This window comes from Haloarcula sp. H-GB4 (assembly GCF_030848575.1).
Lineage (GTDB): Archaea > Halobacteriota > Halobacteria > Halobacteriales > Haloarculaceae > Haloarcula.
Genome location: NZ_JAVDDX010000002.1, coordinates 23,219 through 35,968, shown reverse-complemented (window position 1 = coordinate 35,968; position 12,750 = coordinate 23,219). Strand labels below are relative to the sequence as shown.

Annotated in this window: 10 protein-coding genes; 4 read left to right on the top strand and 6 right to left on the bottom strand. The window is 61.0% G+C overall.

Features of this window, described 5'->3' with window-relative positions; translation table 11 throughout:
• Nucleotides 1-99 precede the first annotated feature (99 nt).
• From ctaD to RBH20_RS08480, 3 genes are all read left to right on the top strand, one after another.
• Nucleotides 100-1,884 carry a cytochrome c oxidase subunit I gene (gene ctaD / locus RBH20_RS08490; RefSeq protein WP_306707591.1) on the top strand — a complete coding sequence of 595 codons (1,785 nt, stop codon included), beginning with the start codon at nucleotides 100-102 and terminating at the stop codon, nucleotides 1,882-1,884.
• Between the two features lie 217 nt (nucleotides 1,885-2,101).
• Nucleotides 2,102-2,371, top strand: a complete 270-nt coding sequence (locus RBH20_RS08485; RefSeq protein ID WP_306707589.1) for a cox cluster protein — start codon at nucleotides 2,102-2,104, stop codon at nucleotides 2,369-2,371.
• Nucleotides 2,372-2,537: 166 nt separating this feature from the next.
• Nucleotides 2,538-3,941 carry an HTTM domain-containing protein gene (locus RBH20_RS08480; protein WP_306707587.1) on the top strand — a complete coding sequence of 468 codons (1,404 nt, stop codon included), beginning with the start codon at nucleotides 2,538-2,540 and terminating at the stop codon, nucleotides 3,939-3,941.
• Between the two features lie 74 nt (nucleotides 3,942-4,015).
• Here RBH20_RS08480 and RBH20_RS08475 read toward each other — a convergent pair whose 3' ends face one another.
• The 6 genes from RBH20_RS08475 to RBH20_RS08450 all read right to left on the bottom strand — a co-directional run bounded on the left by RBH20_RS08475 (nucleotide 4,016) and on the right by RBH20_RS08450 (nucleotide 11,729).
• Nucleotides 4,016-5,719 (bottom strand): methylmalonyl-CoA mutase family protein, encoded by a 1,704-nt coding sequence (locus RBH20_RS08475; RefSeq protein WP_306707585.1) that lies wholly within the window; start codon nucleotides 5,717-5,719, stop codon nucleotides 4,016-4,018.
• Between the two features lie 75 nt (nucleotides 5,720-5,794).
• Nucleotides 5,795-6,586, bottom strand: a complete 792-nt coding sequence (locus tag RBH20_RS08470) for a CBS domain-containing protein (RefSeq protein WP_004956686.1) — start codon at nucleotides 6,584-6,586, stop codon at nucleotides 5,795-5,797.
• A 38-nt stretch (nucleotides 6,587-6,624) separates the two neighbouring features.
• The gene (locus tag RBH20_RS08465; protein ID WP_306707582.1) at nucleotides 6,625-8,340 is read right to left on the bottom strand and encodes a DHH family phosphoesterase; all 1,716 of its coding nucleotides are present in this window, start codon (nucleotides 8,338-8,340) and stop codon (nucleotides 6,625-6,627) included.
• A gap of 35 nt (nucleotides 8,341-8,375) precedes the next feature.
• Nucleotides 8,376-8,804 (bottom strand): HTH-type transcriptional regulator LrpA1, encoded by a 429-nt coding sequence (gene lrpA1 / locus RBH20_RS08460; protein ID WP_004956678.1) that lies wholly within the window; start codon nucleotides 8,802-8,804, stop codon nucleotides 8,376-8,378.
• Between the two features lie 84 nt (nucleotides 8,805-8,888).
• Nucleotides 8,889-9,827, bottom strand: a complete 939-nt coding sequence (locus RBH20_RS08455) for a thiamine pyrophosphate-dependent enzyme (RefSeq protein ID WP_306707580.1) — start codon at nucleotides 9,825-9,827, stop codon at nucleotides 8,889-8,891.
• A 3-nt stretch (nucleotides 9,828-9,830) separates the two neighbouring features.
• Complete coding sequence (locus RBH20_RS08450) at nucleotides 9,831-11,729, bottom strand: 2-oxoacid:acceptor oxidoreductase subunit alpha (protein ID WP_306707578.1); 1,899 nt, start codon at nucleotides 11,727-11,729, stop codon at nucleotides 9,831-9,833.
• Between the two features lie 268 nt (nucleotides 11,730-11,997).
• Here RBH20_RS08450 and RBH20_RS08445 point away from each other — a divergent pair, with 268 nt between their 5' ends.
• The gene (locus RBH20_RS08445; protein WP_306707576.1) at nucleotides 11,998-12,717 is read left to right on the top strand and encodes a DICT sensory domain-containing protein; all 720 of its coding nucleotides are present in this window, start codon (nucleotides 11,998-12,000) and stop codon (nucleotides 12,715-12,717) included.
• The last annotated feature ends 33 nt before the right edge of the window (nucleotides 12,718-12,750 follow it).

Below are 12,750 nucleotides of genomic sequence, written 5' to 3'. Positions count from 1 at the left end.
CCTTATTTCTGAAGCTGTAATGCTGGATGGGAGCCGTATTTTATGGTCGTTGCTGCAGGAATCGACCCTTTGATAATGTCCCAGTCCTGAAGAACGACTATGGTAGCAGGAGATATTGTGCTGACGGGGCTGATGGCCGTCCTCCTCGTCGGCGTCGCCGCGCTTCTCACCCGTGTCGAGAACTGGCGTTCGTATACGCCGCTCGCGGGTGGCGGGGCCGTCACGGGTGACGAGGCGGCAGTCATCAACCGTGAGAAACCCGCAGGTATCATTCGCTGGCTAACAACTGTCGACCACAAGGATATCGGTCTGTTGTACGGAGTGTACGCGGTCATCGCATTCGCCGTGGGCGGCATCATGGCGATGCTCATCCGCCTCCAGCTCGTTACGCCCGGAGGGGCCATCCTCAGCAACAATGCCTACAACTCCATCCTGACGAGTCACGGTATCACGATGCTGTTCCTGTTCGGGACGCCCATCATCGCGGCGTTCGCGAACTACTTCATCCCGCTGCTCATCGGGGCTGACGATATGGCGTTCCCGCGTATCAACGCCATTGCGTTCTGGCTTCTCCCGCCGGCCGCACTCCTAATCTGGGCAGGGTTCTTCCTCGCGCCGGTAACCGACAACATGATCGAACCGGCCCGGACGGCCTGGACGATGTACGCGCCGCTGTCCGTTGAGCAGGCGAACCCTGGTGTCGACCTGATGCTTCTGGGGCTACACCTTTCGGGTGTTGCAGCGACGATGGGGGCGATCAACTTCATCGCGACCATCTTCACGGAGCGCGACGAGGAGGTCAACTGGGCGAATCTCGACATCTTCTCGTGGACGATTCTCACCCAGTCCGCCCTGATCCTGTTCGCCTTCCCACTACTGGGGAGCGCAATCGTGATGCTGCTACTGGACCGGAACCTCGCGACGACGTTCTTCGCCGTCGAAGGTGGCGGCCCGCTACTGTGGCAGCACCTGTTCTGGTTCTTCGGCCACCCAGAGGTGTACATCCTCGTCCTGCCGCCGATGGGACTGGTTAGCCTCATCCTGCCGAAGTTCTCGGGCCGGAAGCTGTTCGGCTTCAAGTTCGTCGTCTACTCGACGCTCGCAATCGGCGTGCTGTCCTTCGGCGTCTGGGCTCACCACATGTTCTCGACGGGCATGGACCCGCGGCTCCGGGCGTCGTTCATGGCTGTCTCGCTGGCTATCGCAATACCGAGTGCAGTCAAGACGTTCAACTGGATCACAACGATGTGGAACGGCCGCCTGCGCCTGACGACGCCGATGCTGTTCTGTATCGGCTTCGTCTCGAACTTCATCCTCGGCGGTGTGACGGGTGTCTTCCTCGCCTCCATCCCTGTCGACCTGATCCTGCACGACACCTACTACGTCGTGGGTCACTTCCACTACATCGTGATGGGTGCCATCGGATTCGCGGCCTTCGCTGGCATCTACTACTGGTTCCCGGTGTTCACTGGTCGGATGTACCAGCGTACCCTCGGGAAGGCCCACTTCTGGTTCTCGATGGTCGGAACCAACATCACGTTCTTCGCAATGCTCGCACTGGGCTACCTGGGAATGCCACGGCGGTACGCCACCTACCAGTTTGACGGTGCTATCGCACCGCTGACGCAGGTTTCGACGTTCCATCAGCTGGCGACCGTCGGTGCGCTCATCCTGTTCATCGGTCAGCTGTTCTTTGTCTGGAACATCGTCCAGTCCTGGCTTGAGGGCCCGAAGGTCGAGGACGGCGACCCGTGGAACCTCGAACGCGACGGCATGCTGGACCGCGAGTTCCAGTGGTTCGACGAGCAGCTCAAAGCTGAGGAGCCGGAGAAGGACCCGTCGCTGCTTGCTGACGGCGGCCAGGAAGAACAAGACGACTCGTAAGCGTCCCAAATTCTGTTTTCGCCTGCTTCTTTTCGTTCGTAGCCACAACCGAACTGACAGTACCTATTAGCTTGCCCCGGAAACAAGCACCATAGCCGTCACGAACATCATGAGCGCGATTCCGGTCAAGACGAGAAACAGTAGCTCCTTCTGTGACATAGGATAGCTACGGCGTGGAAGTGAAAAAGGCTAATCGTCTCCGAACCGTTGTTCTCACATGAGCGACCAAGTCGAGGCCAGATCCGGGCAGCAAATTGTCCTTCGCCTGTACGTTGCGATTGTTGTTCTTGCCGGTGTGATGGGATTCGTACTCGGTAGTATCCGACCGGAAGACCTCGAACCGGAACTGTTCGGTGTGATCGCACTGCCACCGACGCCGTTTGGCGTCGCTATCTACGGATTTGTCACTATCGGCATCGTCCTTGGCGTGTTGCTTGGCCTCGTCGTGTACGTCTCCGAGCGAATTGACGACGCAGCCAGTTCCTGAGGGGCGGTGTGACATCATACGCTGCTGTATAAGCGACTGATAGTACCCTTTTCCGGCCTTCTGCTGCCTGATTCCTATGTTCCGTTACTTTAATTTAATACGACTGATAATCGGCTCCTAGTCAGCTACGAGACATCAAGTCGGTGTCTCGTCGCCCTCCCCACAGATGCGTCCCGAATTTGCCCTCCACCAGTGGCTAGCCCGCCGAATCGCTATCGACCGACGTGCGCTCGCAGCGTTCAGAGTGGCGCTTGGGCTGTGTCTCCTCGCCGACATCGCTCTGCGGTGGTCGGATCTCGGCGCGTTTTACACCGATAGCGGCGTGCTCCCACGCTCAACACTGACTGAACTGTATCCGGTGTTGGGAGACATGTCACCGCTTGCTGTCTCGGGGGCTGCTTGGCTCCCACTGGTGGCCCTCGGACTGACGGCGCTTGCAGGAGTGGCGCTGGTTGTCGGCTACCGCCCTCGCCTGAGCGCGGGCATCGCGTTCATCTTGCTCGTCTCAATACAGCTTCGGAACCCCGTCGTCCTCAATGCCGGCGATACACTGCTTCGCCGGCTGCTGTTCTGGAGTCTCCTGCTTCCGCTCGGATGTGGCTGGGACGATGAGCTGCCAGAGTCTGCGACACGGGTCGCCACCGCCGGCACTGCAGGCATCCTCCTGCAAGTGCTGGCCGTGTACGTGACGAACAGCCTGATAAAGTTTCGCGGTACGTACTGGCACCGTGGCACTGCGGTACGGTACGTGTTCCAACTGGATCATCTCACTGTCCGCGCCGGTGACGTGGTCGCGGGCTGGGACCCGGCGCTGGTACTGGGGAACTGGCTCTGGCTCGGCTTGCTCGTTGGGTCCCCGCTGTTGCTCATCTGGACCGGGCGATATCGGACAGGCTTGGTCGTGGCGTTCGTTACCGCCCATATCTGTATCGCACTCTCGTTCCTTCTTGGCGTGTTCCCGCTCGTCTCGATTCTCGGACTGGTCCTGTTTTTTCCGCCGTCGTTCTGGGACGCGCTCGCGGATCGCTGGCCCACCGCTATCGAAGCATTGCGCCCGCGGTGGCCGGAGTCCGCGACAGGTCCCCCGCAGGCCTGGTTCCCTACGACGACACAGTCGCTAGCGGTGCTCGGTATCGTCGCGATTGTCCTTCTCAACGCTGTCGCGGTCGGCTTCGTTGCCGCACCGACGGGGACGCCGGACAGAATCGAGGACCGGAGCTGGAATATGTTCGCGCCAGATCCACCACAGGAAACGTGGTGGTACGCGGCCCCGGCACCTCTGGAGTCCGGGAACCGGGTCGATGCGCTTACCGGGGAAACAGTCAATCTCTCTCGGCCGCCGGAGGTGTCCGACCGGTTCCCGAACCAGCGCTGGAAGAAGTTCCTCGGGACAGCCCGTCACGAACCCAGTCTTCGACGGTCGCTCGCAACGTATCTGTGTTCCCGGTGGAATCAAAGCCACGACGACACGATGGAACGCGTGGAGTTGATCTTCCTGACCGAGTCGACGAACCTGAGCGGACCCGAATCCGTTGACCGGGAACAGCTCGGGTCGTATCAGTGTGCGTGAAAGGGAATGATGGAAGGGTCACTTCATCCTTTGAAACAGTGGTTAAAGCGACAGTGGAGCGTGTGATCTGACAGTCACGCGACGCTTGCCGTCTCCTGATAGCTCCCGTATTCTGCCTCGAAGACAGCCATGATCTCGCCCATCGTCGCATAGGCTTTCACCGCGTCGATGATGACGGGCATGACGTTCCCGCCGTCGGTAATCACTTGCTGCAGTTCGTCGAGGGCCGCTTCCACGGCCGCGTCGTCTCGCTCTGCCTTGACCGTCGCGAGCTTGTCTCGCTGGCGTTCCTGTACGTCCTCGTCGACGGTGAGAATCTCGGGTTCGGTGTCCTCTTCCACGGTGTACTTGTTGACGCCGACCATGACTTCTTCCTCGCTCTCGACGCGCTGCTGGTACTCGTAGGCGGCGTCCTGAATTTCACGCTGGAAATAGCCGTCCTGTATTCCCTGAATGACGCCGTCGCGGACCGACCCGTCGCCGAGTTCGTCTCTGATATGATTGATGTAGGCCATTGCCTTTTCTTCGACCTCGTCGGTCAGTGACTCGATGGCGAAACTGCCGCCCATCGGGTCGACAATGTCGGCGGCCCCCGACTCTTCCGCGATGATCTGCTGTGTCCGGAGCGCGACGCGAACGGCCTGCTCGGACGGGAGCGCCAGCGCCTCGTCGAAGCTGTTGGTGTGCAGGCTCTGGGTCCCGCCCAGCACACCAGCGAGGGCCTGAATCGTCACGCGGACGATGTTGTTCAGCGGTTGCTGGGCGGTCAGTGACTGTCCGGCGGTCTGGGTGTGGAACTTCAGTTGCTTGCTCGCGTCGGCCTCCGCGTCGTACCAGTCGTCCATCACGCGGGCGTAGATACGCCGGGCTGCGCGGAACTTCGCGATCTCCTCGAACATGGAGTTGTGCGAATTGAAGAAAAAGGAGAGCTGTGGGGCGAACTCGTCGACCTCAAGCCCGCGATTCAAGCAGTCCTCGACGTAGGCGAAGCCGTCCGCGAGGGTGAACGCGAGTTCCTGTACGGCTGTCGAGCCGGCCTCCCTGATGTGATACCCCGACACCGAGATGGGCTTGAACTTCGGCGTCTCCTGACTGGCGAACTCGATGGTGTCGGTGACGAGCTTCAGCGACGGCTCCGGCGGAATTACCCACTCCTTCTGTGCGATGAACTCCTTGAACATATCGTTCTGGAGCGTCCCACGGATTTCCTCGCGTGGGACGCCCTGCTGGTCGGCCAGCGCGATGTACATCGCATAGATGACGGGAGCGCTGGGGTTGATGGTAAACGATGTCGAGACCTCCCCGAGATCGATGCCGTCGAACAGTCGCTCCATGTCGGCAAGCGTGTCGACGGCAACACCCTCCTTGCCCACCTCGCCGTCGGCCATCACGTCGTCAGAGTCAATCCCCATCAGCGTCGGCATATCGAAGGCCGTCGAGAGCCCGGTCTGGCCTTCGTCGATGAGGTAGTGGAACCGCTCATTGGTCTCGTCAGCGGTCCCGAAGCCCGCGAACTGTCGCATCGTCCACTGCCGGCCGCGGTACATTGTCGGATAGACACCGCGTGTGAACGGCTCCTCGCCGGGGAAGCCGATGTCTTCCTCATAATCGAGGTCATCCACGTCACGTGGCGTGTACAGCCGGTCTACATCGAGGTTTGATACCGTTGCGAACTGTTCTTTGCGTTCGCCGTAGGCGTCCAGCACGGGGTCCAGCGTCTCGGCTTCCCACTCGTCTTTCTGCTCGCGGATGCGTTGGAGGTCTGACTCGTCGAACATACTGCGGTGTATGTCATGATTTAGTAAGAAGGTTCGGGCAACGAGGGATGCTACCGTCAGTCACACCGCTGGGGACTAGTCTTGGAGTCGTTCTGTCGTCTGGACGAGCGGGTGGTGCGCGTAGTCGACGACCTCGATATCGTCGATTGACTCTAGGTCGGAGTCTGCGGCCGTCTCGGCCATCCCCAGTTCGACCGTCTCGTCGAGGACGATGACGTAGGCGTCCATCTCGTCGATGTCGAGTCTAGCAGCGGCTTTCACGCGGTGATGGCCATCCGCCAGCAGGAGGTCTCCGCCGTTGTCGATGACGACGAGTGGTTCCGCCAGTCCCCGTTCCAGTTCGTACACCCGGCCTTCGAGTTCGTCGGCGTACACAGTTGTCTGTGTTGGCGTCAGGTCATCGAGGTCCACCTCACGGCGGCCTTCGTGTGTCGTGATCCCGTGGATATTCTCGAGCGTCCGGCCGAGCTTGTCTACTTTGCCCGGTGTCGCCCGCTCGATCTGCGAGCGGATCACGTCGGCGTTTGAGATGATCCCGACGAGGTGGCCAGCGTCGTCGACAACCGGGAGTTTCTGGATACCCGACCGCAGGATAACGCGCGCTGCGTCCTGCACGGCCATGTCCGGGTGCGCGACAAGGATGTCGTCGGTCATCACGCGGAACATCGGCTCATGGTCCTCTGCGAGCAGCAGGTCGCGCGCGCTGACGAACCCCTCAACACGGCGACCGTCAGTCACCGGAAACCCGCTGAAGTGGTCATTATCGGCGATTCGTCGGGCGACCTCCCCGACGGTGTCATCGAGTTCGACGGTGGCAACCTCGCGTGTCATATAGTCTCCGACCGTCGGCCGATTCGAGTCCTCCATCGGCACGGAGTTCTCAACCGACAGCAAAAAAGGCTCGCCTACAGCGGTTCGCTGTCGTCGGGTTCGACGAGTGTTTCCGGGCTGTCCTCTCCTTGTTCTGTCTCGTCGTCCGTCGGATCAGCCGCGTCATCCGCTTGTTTTGACTCGCCGCCACTGCCCTCGTCACCGTTCTCTAGGAACATCACATCGCTGTTCCAGTCCGCTGTGCTGTCGTCGCCAGACTCCCCAGATGCACCTTCGGCCGTCGCTGGGGTGTCTTCGCTGTCCTGACTAAGCGCCGTCGACTCCGTGAACGCGGCCACGTCGTAGTCAGCGCGGGCATAGACACGTCCGAGCAGCCGGTGGGACCGCGACTGGATCGCGTCGAGAAACCGATTTGAGACGATAGAGCGGACAATCTCTTCCAGCGATTCCTCGCGGTCGTCGACGGTGATCATCCCTAGATCAATCTGTGCACCCGCCATATCGGCGTGACCGCCGGCGGACCCGATCTGTCCGAAGGCATCCCGCAGCGCCTCGCCAAGGTCGATATCCGCCCCACGTGCCCGAGCAGATGCGTATATCGTCCCATCGACGACGCCGTACACCATCGTCGCCTGGACGCCTTCGAGGTCGAGTAACCTGTCAGCCGCCTGCGCGAGCGCGTCCCGGTCACTGATCTCGCCGACGCCGGTCAGAAGCACTGACCCTTCCTGGTCACGGTTCGCAATCGCGCGGCCGATGACCGACAGCGTCTCCGGGCTCACGCTCGGGTCTTCGATGCGCTGGAGCGTCGCCATGTCGGCGTTTGTCACAAGATGCGCGGCGGCCTCGAAGTCCGCGGCAGCGACTTCCCGCCGGAAGTCTTTCGTGTCGACTTGGATACCAAACAGCAGGCCCGTTGCGATGTGTGTTGGAATGTCGACGTTGAACCGCTGGAGGTAGTCGACTAGCAGTGTGCTCGTCGCCCCGACGCCGCTCCGAAGATCGACAAAGCGGGCTTCGATCGGAACGCGTGGCGGATGATGGTCGATAACGATATCGATGGGAGTCTCCGGCGGGAGCTGGTCGTTGACACCGGCTCTGGAGTGATCGACTAGTGCGAACGCGTCGAACGCTTCCAGTTCGTCCGGTGAATCGGCATCGAGGTTCCGGAGGTCGAATTCGAGGAGGTTGACAAACGCCCGGTTCTCCTGATGGGAAATCTCCCCGTAGTAACAGAGCGTCACCTCGCAGTCAGCTCGTTCAGCGAGCGCGCCGAGGGCGACAGCGCTGGCAATCGCGTCAGGGTCGGGATTGTCGTGCGTGACGACAGCGAGATGGTCGTCAATGTCCCGGAGAACCTGATGGAGCTGTCTGGCCCGCGTTCCCTCGTCACCGACCGACTGGGTAACGTAGCCGGTGACGACGGCCTCCGGTGTGACCAGTCGGTCCGCCACGCTGTCAAGTCGGTCGCGCTGGTCGGCTGTCGCGCCGCGGCCGGCGTATGCGAGGAGGAACGCGTCGGGAAAGCAGTCGCGGGCAGCCGTTGTCGTGTCGGCGTTCTGTTCGGGATCCTCGCTAGCGACGATGACGCTCTCGGGGTGAAGGTCGAGGTTGGCGAGAACAGACGGGTCGGCCGGGTCGGCTTCGAGCACGTTGATACCGTCCGCCCGGAGCGTTTCAGCACGGTGCTCATCCCGGGTCACGACTGCCAGCTCGCCGCGGGCGTCGCTAATCGCGTCGAGAAGGTCCGCGGCCGTCGGCCCGAGTCCGAGCACCAGCCGAGAAAGCATACCGTGCAGTCAGCACTGGAGCGTCTAAAAACCCGTTACTTCAGCCGTTCCTGCAGAAACGACGGATGCGCGGCGGTAACGCCGTCAAGGGCGAGGATTTTGTCTTCGATCACGTCCGCCAGCGAGTCCCCATCCATCGCCCGAACTTCTGCCATCAGCATATGGTCGCCGCTAGACGTGTACAGCTCCTCCATCTCCGGAATCTCTTTGAGGTTCCGCGTGGCCTCAACGTAGCAGTCGCTCGCGATGTCGATCCCAACTAGTGCAATCGACTGGCCCGCCAGCTTCTTCGGGTCGACATCGGCGGAGTAGCCGACGATGACGCCCTCCTCTTCGAGTTTCTGAATGTATTTCCGGACTGTCGGCTTCGATACCTCCGCTCGCTCCGCGATTTCTGCGTACGAGGCCTGTGCGTCCTCTTCAAGGACCGACAGGATTCGACGCTCCGTAGACTCGGCACTCATGGACTAATCTTTTCGGTGCATGAAAAAATATCTTCCGAACCAGAAACCCACGTTCGGGGGGTATCCGTAGTCCGGCAGCGAGCGTTATTTGTGGTGTTCGAGGAGGTTGTCGTAGGTCCGCTCCCACTCGGCGTCCTCGTCGAAGTACCGCTCTGCGAGCGGTTCCTCTGGCATCTCACCGATCTGGCGCTTCTCCTGGCCGTAGGACGGGCGCTCGTCTTCGATATACATCCGACCGGTGAGCACTTCGCCCTCGTACAGTCGCTCCTCGGTCTTTCGCATCATCTCGGCGGCTTCCGCGCGGTCCGAGACGTCGAAGTCGAACTCGTCGGACTGCTGGACGTCCGTGTACGGGACGTAGTGTTTCGCGTCCTTGTTCCAGGTCGGACACTGGGTCAGGAAGTCGATGTGTGCGAAGCCGTCGTGCTCGATGGCTTCCGCGATGATTTCCTTTGCCTGGTTCGGGTTGACAGCCGCGGTCCGGGCGATGTAGGTCGCGCCGGCGTTGAGCTGCTGGGACAGGGGGCGGATCGGCGACTTCGCCGAGCCGTGGGGCTGTGTCTTTGACTTGTGGCCCTTCGGCGATGTCGGGGATGTCTGGCCCTTTGTCAGCCCGAAGATCTCGTTGTTGAACACGATATACGTCATATCGTGGTTCTCACGAGCCGTGTGGATGGTGTGGTTCCCACCGATACCGTAGCCGTCGCCATCCCCACCGGCTGCGATGACTTCGAGGTTAGGGTTGGCGAGCTTCGCGGCCCGGGCGACGGGCAGCGAGCGGCCGTGGATGGTGTGGAAGCCGTAGCTGTTGAAGTAGCTGTTGAGCTTCCCCGAACACCCGATACCGGTGAACAGCGCGACCTCGTCGGGGTTCTTGCCGACTTCCGGCATGGCCTGCTTCAGCGCCTTGAGGACGCCGAAGTCGCCACAGCCCGGACACCAGGTCGCCTGGGGTTCGATGCCGGGTGTAAACTCGTCGCGCTCGATTTCGCGTTCTTCGTTGATTGCTGAGAATGCACTCATAGGTTAGTCACCTGCCGCGGGTACGTACTTCATGTTGCTCGCGGCGAGTTCCTCGCCGTCGATGCTGGATTCGAACCCGTCGACGATCTCGGCGGGCTCGAAGGGGTTGCCGTTGTACTTCAGGAGGCTCGACATCTTGTCGCCGTACTTGCCGAGTTCCTTCTGGGTCAGACCGCGGAACTGGGCCGTCGCGTTCATCTCGACGACAAGCGCCTCGTCGACTGATTCGAGCCACTCGGAGACTTCCTCCTTCGGGTACGGGGCCATGTCGGAGACGCCAAGCGCCTTCACGGAATGGCCGTTCTCGTTGAGTCGGTCGACGGCCTCGAAGACGGTCCCCTGCTGGCTGCCCCACACGAGGATGCCGTAGTCGGCGTCCTCGGGTCCGTGATAGGTCTGGTGAGACGTGTTCTCGTCCAGATCAGCACGAATGTCGTCGAGCTTGTTGAGTCGACGGTTCATCTGGGCGATGCGGTTCTCGGGGTCCTCGCTGATGTGGCCCGATGGGTTGTGCTCGTTGCCCGTCGCGAGGAAACGGCCGTCCTTCTGGCCCGGCACGGAGCGCGGGCTGACGTTCGAGCCGTCCTCGGGTTCGTGAAGGAACCGCTGGAACTTCCCGGAGGAGTGGTGTGCTGCGTCCTGAATCTCTTCTTCGGTGAGGACCGATCCGGGGTCGGCGTTCGGTTCCTCGTCGAAGTGGCTGGCCGGGAGGTTCCGGAGTTCGCCTTGGATCTTCTGGTCGTAGATGACGATAGCCGGGATCTGGTACTCGTAGGCGATGCGGAACGCCGAGCGTGTCTGCGTGTAACACTCGCGGATGTTCGCCGGTGCGAACACGACGCGGGCGGAGTCGCCCTGTGACGTGTACAGGACGTGCTCAAGGTCAGCCTGCTCGGGCTTGGTCGGCATTCCCGTCGAGGGGCCGGCTCGCATCGCTTCGACCAGCACGATCGGCGTCTCGGTCATCTCTGCCAGTCCGAGCGGTTCGGACATCAGCGCGAAGCCACCACCGGAGGACCCGGACATGGCTTTCACGCCAGCGTGGGACGCACCGAGCGCCAGTGCGGCGGCCGCGATCTCGTCTTCGACCTGTTCGGAGATCCCGCCGAACGCGGGCAGGTGCTGTGACATGATCGTGAACACGTCGGTCCACGGAGTCATGGGGTAGCCCGAGATGAAGCGACAGCCCTCGTCGATTGCGCCATAGGAGATGGCGTTCGAGCCCGAGAGAATGACCTGCTCCTCGTCGTGGGAGTCCTCAGGAACCTCGATGTCGTGGTCGACATCGAGTTCGCTGGCGGCGTCGTAGGCGTCGTGCAGGACGTTAAGATTCGCCTCCTGCATGTCGCCGCTCATGTTCTGTTTGATGAGCTTCTCGAACTCGTCGGTGCTGATGTCGAGAATGGCTGCGGTCGCGCCGATACCGGCCGTATTCCGCATGATCTCGCGGCCGTGCTCCTTGGCGATGCCGCGGAGGTCCATCGGGACGACGTGCCAGTTGTTCTCCTCGGCGGCCTCTTCGAGACCGATCTCGTCGACGTCCTCGTCGTCGAGCAGTCCCTCGTCGTAGAGGAGAACGCCACCCTCTCGGAGGTCGTCGAAGTTCTCGTACAGCGGTTTCAGCTCTTCTTTGCCGTAGTAGGCCTCTTCCTGCGGGTTCCGGGCGAACGAGTCACCCAGTGCGAGCAGGAAGTTGTAGCCGTCCCCGCGAGACTGTACCGGTTCGTCCTTCGCACGTACCTCTACGTACGTGTGGCCGCCGCGGATACGCGACGGGTAATGACGATGTGTGAACACGTTCAGCCCCGACCACATCAAGGCCTTCGCGAAGTTCTGGCTTGTCGAGTCGATTCCGTCACCGGAACCACCGGCGATTCGCCAGATTAGTTCGTTGTCTGTCATTGTGAAATCCTCGGCCCCAGCTCTGGTGCCGTACCATTCCGTTGGGGGGCCATGACTAAAGATTTTCCACTATGTAACCACTCATTAATCGTTATCTTTCGTCTCAGGCACCTCAGATTGCCGTTTTCGAAATGGGGGTTCGTCACTGTTGGGACATATTCACAGGGTCAATATCTCCGCCTGAGCCGCACGTGTCAGCCACTACTAGTAAGTAGCGTAACTCCCTCCCGCAACGACTAACACGGTGAATACCGATGTACAGTCGAGGATGTCGTTAACGGAACTCATCACCGGCGTCGAGGACCATCAGAAGACGCTGACTATCTTTAACGCTGGGCCGACAGCGGCCGAAGACCTTCGCGAGCGCTTCGCGGACCGTAATGTCCACGTTCAGACCGAGCAGACTGAGAGCGGGCGACCGGGCGAGTTTATCACCCTCAGCGAGGATACAGAAGTCATCGCGGCCGCGAGCCTCAACTCGTTCACAGACTCGCTCAACGAAGGTCGACAGTACATCACGCGCGATAACAGCCCGTACGTGTCGATTCTCGACCACCTCGACGAGACCATGTTCACTTCATGGTCAATCCAGCGGATGACCGCCGCGTCCCGCGAAATCGAGGACCGCGCGTGGCGAGTGGGGCAGGGAACGTTACATGCCGGCTTTCAGACGCTGTCTACGCTTCAGGGCGAACTCGACCTTTACGAACGGCTTGGCGAGACCGATGTGGACGTTCACGCCTATGCTGTCCCCGACATCGAGCCGCCCGAGTACAGTACGTTCTCGCTGCATCTGGAACGATCGGACGAGATTGCCGACTCGTGGTTCGTCGTGTTCGACGGCGGCGGTGACCCAACCCAGAAGTGCGCCCTGCTGGCCGAGGAGCGCGAACCGCGCGAGTTCTACGGCTTCTGGACCTACGACGAGTCCACGGTCGACTGGATCATCGACTATCTGGAGGAGACGTACGGCTATCTCGAACAGTGAACGCTGCGTTCGAACCGGGCAACACGACCATTA